The sequence below is a fragment of the Azohydromonas australica DSM 1124 genome, assembly GCF_000430725.1.
Lineage (GTDB): Bacteria > Pseudomonadota > Gammaproteobacteria > Burkholderiales > Burkholderiaceae_C > Azohydromonas > Azohydromonas australica.
In genome coordinates, this window is the sequence record NZ_KE387203.1 from 370,577 (window position 1) to 386,887 (window position 16,311).

General features: G+C 70.2%; 15 protein-coding genes and 2 tRNA genes. 6 read left to right on the plus strand and 11 right to left on the minus strand.

All coding sequences use genetic code 11. The annotated features are described in order from the left end of the window. Positions 1-10: 10 nt before the first annotated feature. Both H537_RS0120805 and H537_RS0120810 read right to left on the minus strand, forming a co-directional pair. Positions 11-916: a PP2C family protein-serine/threonine phosphatase gene (locus tag H537_RS0120805; protein WP_028999382.1), complete on the minus strand. Its 906-nt coding sequence runs from the start codon at positions 914-916 to the stop codon at positions 11-13. A 43-nt stretch (positions 917-959) separates the two neighbouring features. Further along, entirely contained in the window at positions 960-1,928 is a 969-nt protein-coding gene (locus tag H537_RS0120810) for a serine/threonine protein kinase (protein WP_028999383.1), read from the minus strand. Between the two features lie 28 nt (positions 1,929-1,956). Here H537_RS0120810 and H537_RS0120815 point away from each other — a divergent pair, with 28 nt between their 5' ends. The 4 genes from H537_RS0120815 to H537_RS0120830 all read left to right on the plus strand — a co-directional run bounded on the left by H537_RS0120815 (position 1,957) and on the right by H537_RS0120830 (position 6,145). Then, positions 1,957-2,865 (plus strand): YicC/YloC family endoribonuclease, encoded by a 909-nt coding sequence (locus tag H537_RS0120815; protein WP_084150846.1) that lies wholly within the window; start codon positions 1,957-1,959, stop codon positions 2,863-2,865. Positions 2,866-2,904: 39 nt separating this feature from the next. Further along, a complete protein-coding gene (gmk, locus tag H537_RS0120820) occupies positions 2,905-3,525 on the plus strand; it encodes a guanylate kinase (protein WP_028999385.1) in 621 nt (206 codons plus the stop codon). 33 nt (positions 3,526-3,558) lie between these two features. Beyond that, complete coding sequence (gene rpoZ, locus H537_RS0120825; RefSeq protein ID WP_028999386.1) at positions 3,559-3,762, plus strand: DNA-directed RNA polymerase subunit omega; 204 nt, start codon at positions 3,559-3,561, stop codon at positions 3,760-3,762. Between the two features lie 103 nt (positions 3,763-3,865). Then, positions 3,866-6,145, plus strand: a complete 2,280-nt coding sequence (locus tag H537_RS0120830; RefSeq protein ID WP_028999387.1) for a RelA/SpoT family protein — start codon at positions 3,866-3,868, stop codon at positions 6,143-6,145. A gap of 66 nt (positions 6,146-6,211) precedes the next feature. On the opposite strand, the gene greB is transcribed toward H537_RS0120830, so the two are convergent. From greB to hemC, 9 genes are all read right to left on the minus strand, one after another. Further along, the gene (gene greB, locus H537_RS0120835) at positions 6,212-6,772 is read right to left on the minus strand and encodes a transcription elongation factor GreB (RefSeq protein ID WP_028999388.1); all 561 of its coding nucleotides are present in this window, start codon (positions 6,770-6,772) and stop codon (positions 6,212-6,214) included. Between the two features lie 97 nt (positions 6,773-6,869). After that, positions 6,870-7,124 (minus strand): hypothetical protein, encoded by a 255-nt coding sequence (locus H537_RS0120840; protein ID WP_028999389.1) that lies wholly within the window; start codon positions 7,122-7,124, stop codon positions 6,870-6,872. Between the two features lie 145 nt (positions 7,125-7,269). Beyond that, positions 7,270-7,346 (minus strand) — tRNA-Arg (locus tag H537_RS0120845). Between the two features lie 114 nt (positions 7,347-7,460). Continuing rightward, positions 7,461-7,592, minus strand: coding sequence for a hypothetical protein (locus H537_RS56320; RefSeq protein WP_259375239.1), 132 nt, complete (start codon positions 7,590-7,592; stop codon positions 7,461-7,463). A gap of 70 nt (positions 7,593-7,662) precedes the next feature. Beyond that, positions 7,663-7,739 (minus strand) — tRNA-Arg (locus tag H537_RS0120850). Between the two features lie 32 nt (positions 7,740-7,771). Next, positions 7,772-9,013 carry a heme biosynthesis HemY N-terminal domain-containing protein gene (locus tag H537_RS0120855; protein ID WP_028999390.1) on the minus strand — a complete coding sequence of 414 codons (1,242 nt, stop codon included), beginning with the start codon at positions 9,011-9,013 and terminating at the stop codon, positions 7,772-7,774. Further along, positions 9,013-10,101, minus strand: a complete 1,089-nt coding sequence (locus tag H537_RS0120860) for a uroporphyrinogen-III C-methyltransferase (protein WP_084150847.1) — start codon at positions 10,099-10,101, stop codon at positions 9,013-9,015. The genes H537_RS0120855 and H537_RS0120860 overlap by 1 nt, the downstream gene beginning before the upstream one ends. Then, a complete protein-coding gene (locus tag H537_RS44470; protein ID WP_169517058.1) occupies positions 10,098-10,898 on the minus strand; it encodes a uroporphyrinogen-III synthase in 801 nt (266 codons plus the stop codon). Before H537_RS44470 ends, H537_RS0120860 begins: the two co-directional genes overlap by 4 nt. A gap of 5 nt (positions 10,899-10,903) precedes the next feature. Next, positions 10,904-11,839, minus strand: a complete 936-nt coding sequence (gene hemC, locus H537_RS0120870; RefSeq protein WP_028999392.1) for a hydroxymethylbilane synthase — start codon at positions 11,837-11,839, stop codon at positions 10,904-10,906. 86 nt (positions 11,840-11,925) lie between these two features. On the opposite strand from hemC, the gene ppc reads away from it, so the two are divergent. Continuing rightward, complete coding sequence (ppc, locus tag H537_RS0120875) at positions 11,926-14,757, plus strand: phosphoenolpyruvate carboxylase (RefSeq protein WP_084150848.1); 2,832 nt, start codon at positions 11,926-11,928, stop codon at positions 14,755-14,757. A 94-nt stretch (positions 14,758-14,851) separates the two neighbouring features. Beyond that, on the plus strand, positions 14,852-16,249 hold the full coding sequence (gene argH, locus H537_RS0120880) for an argininosuccinate lyase (RefSeq protein WP_028999394.1): 1,398 nt from the start codon (positions 14,852-14,854) through the stop codon (positions 16,247-16,249). Positions 16,250-16,311 lie beyond the last annotated feature (62 nt).

The window sequence follows — 16,311 nt, forward strand, 5'->3', positions numbered from 1 at the left end:
TGGGTAAAGGTTACTTGGCGCGCCGCCGCTGGGCGGTGCGCCGGATGGCTTCGTTGATCTCGCGGATGGAGCGCTCGATCTCCTCGTCGTCGAAGTCGTCGTGGAGTCCGGGCAGTCCTTCGGGCGGCTGGATGGTGGTGGAAAAAGCGACGCTGGTGGTGGGCTGGGCCGCCTGCAGCGGATCTTCAACCGCATCCCACTGCAGCGCCAGCGCGGTGACGTTGTCGGCGCGCGGGCCGGCCGCCTGCAGCGCGCGCTCCACCAGGGTGGGCACGGCCTCGGCCAGCGGCTGCGCGGACGCCAGGGCGCGCGCGATCTGGTCGTCGGCCACGCCGCTCCACAGGCCGTCGGAGCACAGCAGCAGCCGGTCGCCGCGCTGCAGCCGCTGCGGCCCGCCGCCGTCCACCACCGGCTTGCCCGGGCTGCCCAGGCAGGTGAAGAGCACGTTGCGGTTGCGCCGCGCGGCGCCGTCCGGCGCGAGCGCGCGCGCGAGCTCGGCATAGGAGTGGTCGCGCGTGCGCGCCAGCAGCACGCCTTCGCGCAGCAGGTACAGCCGCGAGTCGCCGCAGTGCGCCCAGTAGGCGTGGCGGCCCTGCAGCACCAGGGCCACGATGGTGGTGCGCGGCGTGTCGGCCAGGCCATGCTCGCCGGCGTAGCGCAGCAGTTGCTGGTGCGCCGCCAGCAGCGACTCCTGCAGGAAGCGCTGCGGATCGGGCAGCCGCGGCTGGGCGTCACGCTGGAACAGGCCGGCCAGGGTCTGCAGCGCCAGCTGCGCCGCAACCTCGCCCTCGGGATGGCCGCCCATGCCGTCGGCCAGGGCGAAGAGGCCCGAGTCGCGCGTGTAGCAGTAGCCCATGCGGTCCTCGTTGCGGGGCCGCCCGCCCTTGCGGCTGAGCTGGTAGACGCTGAACTTCATGACTGCACGGCCACCGTGGCTGCCGCGCGCCGCACGGCGGTGCTCAGACCTTGCTCCCGGTCTTGAGGTTTTCGATCTGCAGCTTCAGCCGTTCGCTGAAGGACAGCTTGGTGTAGCGGCGCTCGGTCTCGCGGCCGAGTTCCTTCTGCAGCGCGAACACGCTCTGGGGACGCGACAGCGGATCGAGCGACATGCACCACTCCGTGACCTCGATGAGGTTGTCGGAGTAGATGTTGCGCAGCCGGGAAAGGCTCAGTGCCAGGCGGTCTTTCTCGATGCGCTGCGGCGCGTCGTTGGGCGGGTAGCCCTGCATGCAGGCGTAGATGCAGGCGCCGATGGCGTAGATGTCGGTCCAGGGGCCCAGCGTGCCGTCGCGGCGGTACATCTCGGGCGCGGCGAAGCCGGGGGTGTACATCGGGCGGATGAAGTCGCCTTCCTTGGCCAGCACCTCGCGCGCGGCGCCGAAATCCAGCAGCACGGCGCGGTTGTCGTCGGTGATGAAGATGTTCGCGGGCTTGATGTCCAGGTGCAGCATCTTGTGCTGGTGCACGATCCGCAGGCCCCGCAGCACCTCGTCGAACAGGCTGCGGATGGTGGACTCGCGGAACACCTTGTCGCGCTTGAGGTCGCGCGCGGTGACGATGAAGTCCTGCAGCGTGTCGCCCTGCAGGTAATTCATCACCATGTACACGGTCTCGTTCTCCCGGAAGAAATTGAGTACCGAGACCACGCTGGGATGGCTGATCTGCGCGAGCGAGCGCCCTTCCTCGAAGAAACTCTTGAGTCCCAGTCGATAGAGCGACTGCTTGTCCTGGCGCACGCGCGGGGCGAGCTCGCCGGGGGCGCGTTCGGCCAGCGAGGAAGGCAAATACTCTTTCAGCGCAACAAGATGGCGCTGTGCATCCTCGGCCAGGTACACCACCCCGAAGCCCCCGGCTGCCAGCTTCTTGATGATCTGGTAGCCGCCCACCACGGTGCCGGCTGGCAACGGGGCCGGCTTGGGCTTTGACATAATCGAATTTTGCAATGCGATAAACGCGATGCCAGTTTACAGCATGACCGGTTACGCCAGCGCCAGCGCAGGCGGGTCCACGAATCCGGAAACGGGCGTGGTGACAGGCACGGCCAGCGTGGAGCTGCGCTCGGTCAACGGCCGCTTCCTGGACCTGAGCCTGCGGCTGCCCGAGGAGCTGCGTGCGCTGGAGCCGGCGCTGCGCGAGCTGGTCAGCGGCGGGTTCAAGCGCGGCAAGATCGAGCTGCGCCTGAGCACCGGGCGCGAGGGCGATGGCGCCTGGCCGCGGCCCACGACGGAGCAGCTGAACCTGCTGTCGCGGCTGGAGAGCACGGTGCAGGGCTGGCTGTCCAAGGCAGCGCCGCTGTCGGTGCACGAGGTGCTGCAGTGGTGCCGCAGCGGCGGCGGCAGCGAGCAGCCCGACGAGGTGGTGCTGGAAGCCGCGCGCGCCGCGGTGGAAGGCCTGCGCGAGGCGCGCGAGCGCGAGGGCGCGCGGCTGGTGGCGATCCTGATGGAGCGCGTGCAGCGGCTGCGCGAGCTGGCCGCGCAGGCCGAGCCGCTGGTGCCGCAGGTGGTGCAGCGCCAGCAGCAGCGCTTCCTAGAGCGCTGGCGCGAGGCGCTGCAGACGGCGGGCGCCGGGGCGTCGGTGAGCGCCGAGGCGCAGGCCGAGCGCGCGCTGGCCGAGGCCGCGGCCTACGCCATCCGCATCGACGTGGCCGAGGAGCTCTCGCGGCTGAAGGCGCACCTCGACGAGATCGAGCGGCTGCTGGACAAGGGCGGCGAGCTGGGCAAGCGGCTGGACTTCCTGATCCAGGAGCTGCACCGCGAGGCCAACACGCTGGGATCGAAGTCCGCGGCGCTGGAGCTCACCGCGGTGTCGGTGGAGATGAAGGTGGCCATCGAGCAGATGCGCGAGCAGGTCCAGAACATCGAGTAAGAACCAAGAAGACGGTCGGCAGCACAGGAAGGTACAGGCATGGAAACCCCGGGCAATCTCTTCGTCGTCGCCGCGCCCAGCGGCGCGGGCAAATCCAGCCTCGTCAAGGCGCTGCTGGAGCTGGACTCGCACCTGGCGGTGTCGGTCTCGCACACCACGCGCCCGCCGCGCGGGCAGGAGCAGGACGGGCGCGAGTACCACTTCATCAGCAACGACCAGTTCGACGCCATGATCGAGCACGGCGACTTCTTCGAATGGGCCGAGGTGCACGGCAACCGCTACGGCACCTCGCGCAACGCCATCGAGCGTCGGCTGCAGAACGGCGAGGACGTGGTGCTGGAGATCGACTACCAGGGCGCGCTGCAGATCAAGCAGATCTTCAGCCACGCGGTGCTGATCTTCATCCTGCCGCCGAGCTGGGAGGAACTGCGCCAGCGCCTGCAGCGCCGCGGCGAGGACCACCCGGAGGTGATCGCGCAGCGCATGATCAACGCCCGGCACGAGGTCGCCCAGGCCCGGCATTTCGACTACGTTATAATCAACGCCCTCTTCGAGACGGCGCTCTTTGATCTGAAGACCGTCGTCCACTCCCAGCGTCTGAAATACGCGTCACAGCAGCGCAGCAAGTCGCAGGTGTTCGCCGCGCTGGACCTGATCTGAACCCCAAAGCTTCCATCTGAAGGACTAGCACGCATGGCCCGCATCACCGTCGAAGACTGCCTCCAGAAGATCCCCAACCGCTTCCAGCTGGTGCTGGCGGCCACGTACCGCGCGCGCATGCTGAGCCAGGGCCACGCTGCCAAGATCGAGAGCAAGAACAAGCCCGGCGTGACGGCGCTGCGCGAGATCGCCGCCGGCGAAGTTGGCGTGGAGATGCTGCGCAAGGTGCCGACCTGATCGTGCTCGGCTGACGGTTCTTCCCGTGACGGGCGCCTTGGGCGCCCGTTCTCATTTGGGCCTGCCGCAGATGCGGGGGGCGATGACACGCTAAATTCGCTCCATGGGCATCCGTTCCTTCGCCGCCGATCTCCTGCCGTCCGCGCTCCACCTGGGCTCGCGCGTGCCGTCGCAGACCGCCTCGCGCCCGGTCGACGTCGCCTCCTTCGCCGCGCTCACCGACAAGCTCGCCTACCTCAGCAAGGCCGACCTGAAGAAGGTGCGCGAGGCCTACAAGTTTGCCGACGAGGCGCACCTGGGCCAGTTCCGCGCCAGCGGCGAGCCCTACATCACGCACCCCATCGCCGTGGCCGGCCTGTGCGCCGACTGGCGGCTCGATGCGCAGGCCATCATGGCCGCGCTCATGCACGACGCGATGGAGGACTGCGGCATCACCAAGCCCGAGCTCATCGAGCGCTTCGGCGCCGCCACGGCGGACCTGGTGGACGGGCTGACCAAGCTCGACAAGCTGCACTTCAGCACGCGCGAGGAGTCGCAGGCCGAGTCCTTCCGCAAGATGCTGCTGGCCATGGCGCGCGACGTGCGCGTCATCCTCATCAAGCTCGCCGACCGGCTGCACAACATGCGCACCATGGCGGCGATGGCGCCGCACAAGCGCGGGCGCATCGCGCGCGAGACGCTGGACATCTATGCACCCATCGCGCACCGCCTGGGCCTGAACCAGAGCTACCGCGAGCTGCAGGAGCTCAGCTTCCAGTACCTGCATCCGTGGCGCCACGCTGCGCTGTCCAAGGCGGTGCAGCGCGCGCGCGGCTACCGGCGCGACATCGTGGACCGCATCCGCGGCGACGTGGAGAAGGGCTTCGCCGCCGCCAAGCTCAAGGCGACCATCTCCGGGCGCGAGAAGACCGTCTACTCCATTTACATGAAAATGCGCGAGAAGCACACCGGCTTCGCGCAGGTCAACGACATCTTCGGCTTCCGCGTCGTGGTGCCCGAGCTCTACGACTGCTACCACGCGCTGGGCGTGCTGCACCAGCTCTACAAGCCGGTGCCGGGGCGCTTCAAGGACTACATCGCCATCCCCAAGGCCAACGGCTACCAGTCGCTGCACACCACGCTCGTGAACCCGCTGGGCACGGCGGTGGAGTTCCAGATCCGCACCGAGCCCATGCACGCCGTGGCCGAGAGCGGCATCGCCGCGCACTGGATGTACAAGGTCAAGGACGAGGACGGGCTCAACGAGGCGCAGCGCCTGGGCGCGCGCTGGCTGCAGTCGCTGGTGGACATCCAGGACGAGACGCGCGACGCCAGCGAGTTCCTGGAGCACGTCAAGATCGACCTGTTCCCCGACGCGGTCTACGTCTTCACGCCCAAGAGCAAGATCCTGGCGCTGCCGCGCGGCGCCACGCCGGTGGACTTCGCCTACACCATCCACACCAACGTGGGCGACCACACCGTGGCCGCCACCGTCAACGGCGAGCCCGTGGCGCTGCGTACCGAGCTCAAGAGCGGCGACGTGGTGGAAGTCGTCACCGCGCCGGGCGCGCGCCCGAACCCCGCCTGGCTGAACTTCGTGCGCACGGGGCGCGCGCGCTCCAAGATCCGCCACTACCTCAAGAACATGGAACAGGAGGAGTCGCGGGCACTGGGCGAGAAGCTGCTGGCGCAGGCGCTGCGCGCCGAAGGGCTGCCGCTGCCCACGGTCGAGGAGCCCGACGAGCAGGCCGCGGCGCTGTGGCAGACGCTCACGCGCTGGAGCGGCAACCGCGGCCCGGCCGAGCTGCTCACCGACATCGGCCTGGGCAAGAAGATCGCCACCATCGTCGCCAAGCGGCTGGCGCAGCTCATGGCCGAGCAGGGCCAGCGTCCGGACGCCGTCACGCTCACGATGGGCCGCTTCGCCGCGCGCGAGGAAGGCTCGCCCTCGCAGGGCGTCGTCACCATCGACGGCAACGAAGGCACCTCGGTGCAGCTGGCGCGCTGCTGCCGCCCCATCCCCGGCGACTCCATCGTCGGCTACCTGGGCCGCGGCGAAGGCCTGACGGTGCACACCGCCGAGTGCGCCGTGGCGCGGCGGCTGCACGAGCGCGACGCCGAGCACTGGATTCCGGTGGAGTGGGCCGAGGACATCACCCGCCCCTTCGAGGCCGCGGTGCTGGTGCTGGTGCAGAACGGCAAGGGCGTGCTGGCGCGCGTGGCCTCGGCCGTGAGCGCTGCCGAGGCCGACATCACCCACATCGACATGGGCGACGAGCATGGCGGCGACAGCGTGGAGATGCGGCTGCTGCTGAGCGTGCGCGACCGGCTGCACCTGGCCGACGTGCTGCGCACGCTCAAGCGCGCGCCGGCGGTGCTGCGCGCGCAGCGGGTCAAGCCCTGAAGCCTTGAGCCGCGGCGGGCTTTGGCCTGCTTAGCCCGCGCGGCGCGGACCGCCGGGCCTCACGCCTCAGGCCTGTCCCGGCTCGGGATAGCGCACCTCCAGCACTTCCAGCACCTGCAGCCCGCCGGGCGACATGAACTGCACCTCGTCGCCCTCGCGCGCCTTGAGCAGCGCGCGCGCGATGGGGGCGATCCAGCTCACCTCGCCTTGCAGGTTGTCCACCTCGTCGATGCCCTTGATGGTGATGGTGTGCTCATCGCCTTGCGCATCGGCGTAGGTGACGGTGGCGCCGAAGAAGACCTGGTCCTTGCCGAAGTGCGCCGATGGGTCGGCGACCTCGGCGATGTCCAGCCGCTTGGTCAGGAAGCGGATGCGGCGGTCGATCTCGCGCAGCCGCTTCTTGCCGTACAGGTAGTCGCCGTTCTCCGAGCGGTCACCGTTCTTGGCGGCCCAGGAGACCACTTCCACCGTCTTGGGCCGCTCCTCGTCGATGAGTTGCAGCAGCTCCGTGCGCAGCCGCGCGTAGCCCTGCGGCGTCATGTAGTTGCGCCCGCCCGGGGGCAGCGGCGGCAGCGCCAGGTCGTCGTCCTCGTCGCCGTCGCTTTCCTTCGTGAATGCCTTGCTCATGGCGCGATTGTGCGTGCGCCGCAGCGCGCCCTCTGCAGCGCGGGAACGCCGCGCCGCCGGCGCCCCGCCCCGGTGGCACGGGCGCGCCCCGTGCCACTCAGTGCTTCGTGTTGAGCTTGTTGAAGCCGGGCGTCGGCGCGGACAGCGTCGGTCCGCTGGGCATGCCGCTACCGCACAGCGACTGCCATTCGCGCAACTCCTGCTCCAGCACCTGTTGGCCATCGCGATTGGCCATCTCGATGAGTGCGAACACGTTGCCGTCATCGACCAGCTCGCGCCCCAAGCCCTTCTTGAGCTGGCGGTAGATGCCGTCGATGGCGGCGAAGGAAGCCTCGTCGTGAACACCTTTCATGGGAAATCTCCTGCGGTTGAGCGTCATGCCCCGGCAGCAAGGTAGGTGCCCGTGATGTTCAAGAGCCGCGTGCCCGAACGCGGCCCCGGGAAAGTGGCCAGACAAAGCAAAAGGGCCAGCACTTTCGTGCTGGCCCTTGCTAGTTTGGTGCGGCTGGCAGGATTCGAACCCACGACCCCTTGGTTCGTAGCCAAGTACTCTATCCAACTGAGCTACAGCCGCTGCGAGCCCATCAGTATAACCTGCTTTTTGAAATTTTCACCACTCAAAGCCGATTATTTTTGTCAGTCTTTTCAGTCGCTGGCGACTGCCAAAACTGTGACACCTGACAGGGCATCAATCAAAACCGGGATCCGGCGCAGCACCGGTTCCCAGCTGCGTCCCGTCGCTCTTTTTGTTGAGCAGGCAACGGGCTTCTTGTTGTTTCAAGCTTCTCGCGCTTTCACGCGAGGGCTTTTTCTTCTTCACTGACCAGCACTTGCGTACTGGCTTTGTCTTTCTCGATGAGCCAGCAACCGGTGCTGGCTCATCGAAATGTTGGTGCGGCTGGCAGGATTCGAACCCACGACCCCTTGGTTCGTAGCCAAGTACTCTATCCAACTGAGCTACAGCCGCGAAGCCTTGAATTCTATACTAGGTTTCGCACATCAATCAAGTGCTGCCGCGAATTCAGTGCATTCATGAGCGCGCGGCTCGTCGCCCTCCTCCCGCGCGAGCTGCGCCAGCGTGCGCCAGGCGCGACGCCGTGCCGCCGCATCCAGCCGCGCATCGCGTGCCGACTGCTCCAGCAGCCGCCGCGCCTTGCCCCAGAGCTGGCGCTCGGCGAAGGCCGCACCGGCCGCCACCACCACTGCCGGCTCCTGCGCATAGGACTGCAATGCCGACTCCAGCCGCGGCAGCCAGTCGGCGCCCATGCCCGGCAGCGCGTGCAGCAACGCCAGCGAGATCTGCTCGCGCTCGTCCGCGCCGAGCTCGTCGAGCCGATCCCACAGCGGACGCAGCCAGCCGCGCGCGTCGCCATGCGAGCCCAGCGCTGCGGCCCGCTGCGCCGCACGCGCAGCCACGAAGGCATCGCGCCGGTCCGACGGATCGAAGCTCTGCCAGACCTGCTCCAGCTGGTCTTGGTCGTGCGCCTGGTCCAGCGCCTGGAAGGCCAGCGAGCGCAGCAGCCCCTGCGCCGCCAGCTTGGAGAAGCCCTGGTGCTTGGACAGCAGCCGCGCCGTGGGCAGCGCCTGCAGTGGCTGCTGCGCCAGGCGCTGGGCCTGCAGCCGCAGCCGCAGCGCCTGCGTGCGCCGGGCCGTGCCGGGCGGCAGCTCCGACAGCAGCACCAGTGCCTGCGCCGCGTCGCGGTCGTCCAGTGCCCATTCCGCGGCCAGCAGCAGCGCGGCGTCGTCGCCCGGGCGCGGCACGGCGACGCGGCGCGTGGCCAGCGCCTGGCGCAGCTGCTCGTCGCGCTCGGTGCGGTTCTGCAGCCGGTGCGCGCTGGCGGCAGCCAGCAGGTGCGACAGCTGCGCCAGCTCCTGCTCGCCGCCTTCGGGCGTGGCGTCGCGCAGCGACAGCGCGCGCTGCGCCGCCTTCTGCGCGCGGGTGTAGCGCGCCGCCAGGAACTCGGCCAGCGCCTGGCGCAGCGCGGACTGCACGGCCCGCTCGCGGCGTAGGGCGCGCCACTCGCGCGCACGTTGCGGCAGCCCCACCAGCGCGCGCAGCGCCTGCAGCGCCGACACCAGCACCGCCACGCCGGCCAGCAGCCCCAGCAGGAACAGGTTGAGCGACAGGTCCACGCGCCAGCCGCGCCAGTAGAACGAGGCGATGCCGTCGTTGGCACCCAGGGTGATGGCGGCCACCACCGCTGCCACGAAGAGCAGCACCAGCCAGACGACCGAGCGCATCAGCGACCCGCCGCCGCTGCGGCCAGCGCCGCCAGCGTCTCGTCCGGCCGCGGCAGCGACACCTGCCGCGCCTGCCCCGCCACCTGCTTGAGCAGCTCCGTGGCCACCTGCACGCGGCGCGAGCCCGGATCGAAATAGCGGTCCAGCGCTGCCTGCGCGTCGCGCAGGTCCGCCTGCGCCGTGGCGTACTGGCGCGACAGCAGCGCCAGCCGCGCGTTGAGCAGCCGCAGCTTGAGGTTCTCGCGCAGGAAGTACATCTGCTCCGGCGCCAGCAGCAGCGCCTCGGGCTGCTGCACCTGCGCCACGCGCACCAGCGAGCGCACCTCTTCCCACAGCCGCACCGGCCAGGCCTGCCACCAGGCGTTGAGCTCGTCGTTCCAGGAGGCGCCGGAAGCGCTGGCCTCGGCCGCCGAGGCGCCGCGCGCCGCCGGCCGCGGCACCGTGCGGCGCGATTCGGTGGCCGCCAGCAGCGGCAGCTCGTCCACCAGGCGCACCAGCTCGTCGAGCCGCAGCGTGAGGCTGGAGAGATCGCTCACGCCCACGGCCTTGACGCGGTCCAGGTCGCGCGCCAGCGCGCGGCGCACGCGCTCCAGGCGCGGCTGGTTGTAGCGCGCCAGCCGCTCGTCGGCCTGCTGCAGCGCCTGCAGCAGCGGCTCGGTGCTGCCGGTGATGGCGCTTTGCTGCAGCGCCACGCGCAGCCCGGCGTCCACGTCGGACACCACGTTCTCGTCGCGCGAGCGCGCCAGCGACTGGATCAGCTCCTCGATCTGCGTGCGCTGCAGCGCTGCCTCGGACACGCGCGCGTCCAGCAGCGCCGCGCGCGCGCCGGCCTCGCGCGAGGCGTCCTGCGCCTGCTTGGCCATCAGCAGCGCCTGCGCGGCCTCGCCCTGGCTGTCCTCCTGGCGCTTGACCAGCTCCTTCTCCAGCACGCGCAGCCGCTGCTGGGTGTTCCAGCCCAGGCCCAAGGCTCCCACGGCCACGGCGCAGGCGCCGATCAGGGCCCAGTTGCGCCAGGCGTCACGGCGGCGGGGAGAAGTCGGGGGCGCCGACGTCGGCGGCGCATCAGCGGGAGAGGCGGATGAATTCACGGTCGCGGGGATTGTAGGGAGCGGGTTTGCGCGTCCCGCAGTGCGGCGCAGACGGCATCGAAGGCGGGCGACACGGCATCGACCTGCACGAAGCCCAGCGCGCGCGCGGCCTGCGCGATGCGCGGGTGCGAGGCCAGCGCCCGCGAGCGCGACCAGTCCGCGCCCGGCGGCACCAGCGCCGGCAGGTGGCCGATGGCCTCCGAGCTGCTGAACAGCCAGATGAAGTGGTCAGGGTCGGCCAGCGCCTGCCGCAGCAGGGCCTGCTGCGCGGCATCGAGCCGCGGCGCGCCGCGGCCATAGGCCTGGATGAAGTCCACCCGGGCGCCGGCCTCCTGCAGCCGCTGCGCCAGCCAGTCGCGCCCGCCCTCGCCGCGCACCACGCACACGCGCCGGCTCGCCCAGGGCAGCGCCTGCAGGCGCGCCCACAGCGACTCGGAGTCGAAACGCTCGGCATCCGGCGCGGGCTGCATCACGCTCGACGCCGGCACGCCGGCGTCGATCAGCGCCTGCGCCGTGCCCGGCCCCGGCGCGGCGGCCCACACGGGCGCCGGCCAGGCCTGCCCCGGCGGCCGCGCGGCAAAGAAGTGGCTCACGGCGTTGGGGCTGACGAAGACCAGCGCATCGACCGTCGCCTGCGCCAGCGCGTGCCAAGCCGCGCGCAGCGGCTCGATGGCGACCGCGTCGATGTGCAGCAGCGGCAGCGCCAGCGCGTCGAAGCCCGCGCCGCGCAGCCGCGCCACCCATTCGTCGGCCTGCGGCTGCGGGCGCGTGACGAGCACGCGCAGCGAGGACGGCACGGCGTTCAGTGCGCCGCGCCCAGATAGCCGGCCGCGCCCTGCTGCTGCAGCGCCTGCGCGGCCTGCATGCCCAGCGCCTCGGCCTGGGCCTCGTCGCCCACCACCGCCTGCAGTTGCGCGCGCAGCGGTGCGCGGGCGCCTTCGGGCTTGTCCTCGCCCAGCAGCACGTCGATGTGCATCTGGTCGCCGGCCAGGGTCGCGTGCGCGGCCAGCGGCATGCTGCAGCTGCCGCCCAGCGCGCGCGAGACGGCGCGCTCGGCGATGGTGGACAGCCAGGTCGGCCGGTCGATGAAGGTGGAGAGCTGCTGGATCAGCGCCGCGTTGTCGCTGCGCACCTCGATGCCCAGCGCGCCCTGCCCGGCCGACGGCACCATCTGCTTCTCGTCGAACACCGAGCGGATGCGATGCGCCAGCTCCAGGCGCTTCAAGCCCGCGGCGGCCAGCACGATGGCGTCGAACTGCCCCTCGTCGAGCTTGCGCAGCCGCGTGTCGAGGTTGCCGCGCAGCGGCTCGATGCGCAGGTCCGGGCGCAGCGCGCGCAGCTGCACCACGCGGCGCAGGCTGGAGGTGCCCACGCGCGCGCCCTGCGGCAGCGCTTCCAGGTTCTCGAACTGGTTGGAGACGAAGGCGTCGCGCGGGTCCTCGCGCTCCAGGATGGCCGCCAGCGCGAACCCCTCGGGCAGCACCATCGGCACGTCCTTGAGCGAGTGCACCGCCAGGTGCGCGCGGCCCCCTTCCAGCGCCGTCTCCAGCTCCTTGACGAACAGCCCCTTGCCGCCGACCTTGGACAGCGTGCGGTCCAGAATCTGGTCGCCCCGGGTGGTCATGCCCAGCAGCGTCACGCTGGCGCCCAGGCGCTGCTGCAGCAGCGCGCGCACGTGCTCGGCCTGCCACAGGGCGAGGCGGCTTTCGCGCGTGGCGATGATCAGTGAATTGCTCATGAGGCCGGATTATCGGCGCCCGCTACGGCCTCTCCGGCCATAGCCGCCACCGGCGTGAAAACGGCACGACAGCGCCACCCCTTAGGATGCGGGCTTTTGTTTTTCGCGAGCCACACCCCATGCCCCGCCGCCCTGCTCCCGCTGACGACGCCGCTGAGAAGAACCGCCCACTGGTCGAAGACATTCGCCTGCTGGGACGGCTGCTGGGCGAGGTGATTCGCGAACACGAGGGATCGGCCGCCTACGAGCTCGTCGAGCGCGTGCGCCAGCTCTCGGTGGCCTACCGGCTCAAGAACGATGCCAACGCCGGCAAGAGTCTGGACAAGCTGCTGAAGAACCTGTCGTCGGACCAGACGGTGAGCGTCATCCGCGCCTTCAGCTACTTCAGCCACCTGGCCAACATCGCCGAGGACCGCCACCACGTGCGCCGGCGCGAGTTCCACGAGCGCCAGGCCGCGACGCAGGAAGGCCACCCGCCGCACGAGGGCTCGCTGGACGCGAGCTTCGAGAAGCTCACCGCCGCCGACGTGCGCACCGGCGACATCGCCCGCATGCTGCAGAACGCCTACGTCTCGCCGGTGCTCACCGCGCACCCCACCGAGGTGCAGCGCAAGAGCATCCTCGACGCCGAGCGCGCCATCGCCGAGCTGGTGGCGCAGCGCGACCACCTGAACACGTCGCGCGAGCTGGCCGAGAACGAGGCGCTGCTGCGCGGGCGCATCACGCAGCTGTGGCAGACGCGCATGCTGCGCTACACCAAGCTCACGGTCGCGGACGAGATCGACAACGCCCTGTCCTACTACCGCACCACCTTCCTGCGCCAGATCCCGCGCCTGTATGGCGAGATCGAGCACCTGCTGCCCGGCTACCAGGTCGGCAACTTCCTGCGCATGGGCAACTGGATTGGCGGCGACCGCGACGGCAACCCCAACGTCACGGCCGAGACGCTGAAGCTGGCGCTGGCGCGCCAGGCCGAGGTCGCGCTGCGCCACTACCTGGTGGAGGCGCACGAGTTGGGCGCCGAGCTGTCCATCTCGCAGATGCTCGCGCCCGTGTCGGGCGACATGCAGGCCTTGGCCGAGCGCTCGCCCGACCACAACCCGCACCGCGAGGACGAGCCCTACCGCCGCGCCCTCACCGGCATGTACGCGCGGCTGGCCGCGACGCTGCACGAGCTCACCGGCACCGAGGCGCTGCGCCATGCCGTGGCGCCGCAGAACCCGTACCTCAGCGCCGACGAGTTCCTGGCCGACCTGCGCGTGATCGAGGCCTCGCTCAAGACCCACCACGCCGAAGCGCTGATCGCCCCGCGCCTGGCACCGCTGATGCGCGCGGTGCAGGTCTTCGGCTTCCACCTGGCCACCGTGGACCTGCGCCAGAGTTCGGACCAGCACGAGGCTGTCATCGCCGAGCTGCTGCAGGTGGCGCGCCTGGAGGCGAACTACGCCGGGCTGGACGAGGCCGCCAAGCGCGAGCTGCTCGTGAAGCTGCTCAACGACGCGCGCCCGCTGCGCGTCATGGGCCACGAGTACACGCCCTGGGCGCAGAGCGAGCTGGCGGTGTTCGAGACCGCGCGCCAGATGCGCCAGACCTTCGGCCCCGCGGCGCTGCGCCACTACATCATCAGCCACACCGAGGAGGTCAGCGACCTGCTCGAAGTGCTGCTGCTGCAGAAGGAGACGGGCCTGCTGCGCGGGCTGCTGGCCGAGGACGCGAAGGCCGACCTCATCGTCAGCCCGCTGTTCGAGACCATCGGCGACCTGCGCCGCGCCGCGCCCATCATGGGCGAGTACCTGGCGCTGCCCGGCGTGCTGGAGATGATCAAGCGCTCCGGCGCCGAGCAGGACGTGATGCTGGGCTACAGCGACAGCAACAAGGACGGCGGCTTCTTCACCAGCAACTGGGAGCTCTACCAGGCCGAGACCGCGCTGGTGGCGCTGTTCGGGCCGCTGCGCGAGAAGCACGGCCTGACGCTGCGCCTGTTCCACGGCCGCGGCGGCACGGTGGGCCGAGGCGGCGGCCCGAGCTACCAGGCCATCCTGGCGCAGCCCCCGGGTACCGTGAACGGGCAGATCCGCCTGACCGAGCAGGGCGAGGTGATCGCCTCCAAGTACGCCAACCCCGAGATCGGCCGGCGCAACCTGGAGACGCTGGTGGCCGCCACGCTGGAGGCCACGCTGCTGCACCCGACGCAGGGCGCGAGCAAGGCCTTCCTGCAGGCCGCGGCCGAGCTGAGCCAGGCCAGCTTCGAGGCCTACCGGCACCTGGTGTACGAGACCCCGGGCTTCGTCGACTACTTCTTCGCCGCCACGCCGATCCGCGAGATCGCCGAGCTCAACATCGGCTCGCGCCCGGCCTCGCGCAAGGCCACGCGCGCCATCGAGGACCTGCGCGCCATTCCCTGGGGCTTCAGCTGGGGCCAGTGCCGCGTGGCGCTGCCGGGCTGGGCGGGCTTCGGCTCGGCGGTGGAAACCTTCCTGGGCACGGACGAGGGCGAGCGCACCAAGCGGCTGGCGCTGCTGCGCCGCATGCACAAGCAGTGGCCCTTCTTCCGCACGCTGCTGTCCAACCTGGACATGGTGCTGGCCAAGACCGACCTCGGCATCGCGCGGCGCTACGTGGACCTGGTCGAGGACAAGCGCGTGGGCAAGAAGATCTTTGCCGCCATCGAGGCCGAGTGGCAGCGCACCTATGACGCGCTGAACCTCATCACCGGGCAGCAGCAGCGCCTGGCCAGCAACCCGGCGCTGGCGCGCTCCATCGAGCACCGCTTCCCGTACCTGGACCCGCTCAACCACCTGCAGGTGGAGCTGATGCGGCGCTGGCGGCGCGAGACCGAGCACAACGACGAGCGCCTGAAGCGCGGCATCCACATCTCGATCAACGGGGTAGCGGCGGGCTTGCGCAACACCGGCTGAGCTTCCCACCGGCCCTGCGGGGCCGGGCGGACCCGCCGCTTAAAATCGCGGGTTCGCCTCCCGATTCCCGAAGCTCTTCCTTTTCATCACAGCCATGTCCTCGAACCAACTCGACAAGAAGGCGCAAGCCTGGTCCGCCCTCTTTTCCGAGCCGATGAGCGAGCTGGTCAAGCGCTACACGGCCAGCGTGGACTTCGACAAGCGGCTGTGGCAGGCCGACATCGAGGGCAGCCTCGCGCACGCGGCCATGCTGCAGGCCGTGGGCATCATCTCCGAGCAGGACCTCGCCGACATCCGCCGCGGCATGGCGCAGATCCGCGCCGAGATCGAGGCCGGCAGCTTCGAGTGGAAGCTGGACCTGGAGGACGTGCACCTCAACGTCGAGGCGCGGCTGACGCAGCTCGTGGGCGATGCCGGCAAGCGGCTGCACACCGGCCGCAGCCGCAACGACCAGGTCGCCACCGACGTGCGGCTGTGGCTGCGCGGCGAGATCGACCAGCTCCAGCCGCTGCTCTCGGGCATGCAGCGCGCGCTGGTGAGCGTGGCCGAGAAGAATGTGGACACCATCCTGCCGGGCTTCACGCACATGCAGGTCGCGCAGCCGGTGAGCTTCGCGCACCACATGCTGGCCTACGTGGAGATGTTCGCCCGCGACGCCGAGCGCCTGGCGGACCTGCGCAAGCGCGTCAACCGCCTGCCGCTGGGCTCGGCGGCGCTGGCCGGCACGAGCTACCCGCTGGACCGCGAGATGGTGGCGCGGCTGCTGGGCTTCGACGCCGTGACGCAGAACAGCCTGGACGCCGTGAGCGACCGCGACTTCGCCATCGAGTTCACGGCCTTCGCGTCCATCACGATGATGCACGTCTCGCGCCTGGCCGAGGAAATCGTGCTGTGGATGAGCCAGAACTTCGCCTTCATCGACCTGGCCGACCGCTACTGCACGGGCTCGTCGATCATGCCGCAGAAGCGCAACCCCGATGTGGCCGAGCTCGCGCGCGGCAAGACCGGGCGGGTGTACGGCCACCTGACCGCGCTGCTGACGCTGATGAAGGGCCAGCCGCTCACCTACAACAAGGACAACCAGGAAGACAAGGAGCCGCTGTTCGACGCCGTGGACACGCTGCGCGACACGCTGCGCATCATGGCCGAGATGGTCGAGGGCATCCTGGTCAAGCCCGAGGCGATGGAGAGCGCCGCGCGCCGCGGCTACGCCACCGCCACCGACCTGGCGGACTACCTGGTCAAGAAGGGCCTGCCCTTCCGCGACGCGCACGAGGTGGTGGCGCACGCGGTGAAGGTCGGCCTGCAGCGCGGCGTCGACCTGTCGGAGCTGCCGCTGGACGTGCTGCAGCTGTTCCACGCCACCATCGGCGAGGACGTGTACGAGGTGCTGACGCTGCGCGGCTCGCTGCAGGCGCGCCAGGTGCTCGGCGGCACCGCGCCGGTGCAGGTGCGCGCGCAGATCGAGCGCCACAAGGCACGGCTGGCCTGATCGTCATTCGCGCCGTCCGCGCGGCCATGAAAAAGCCCGGCAGTGCCGGGCTTTTTTGCGTG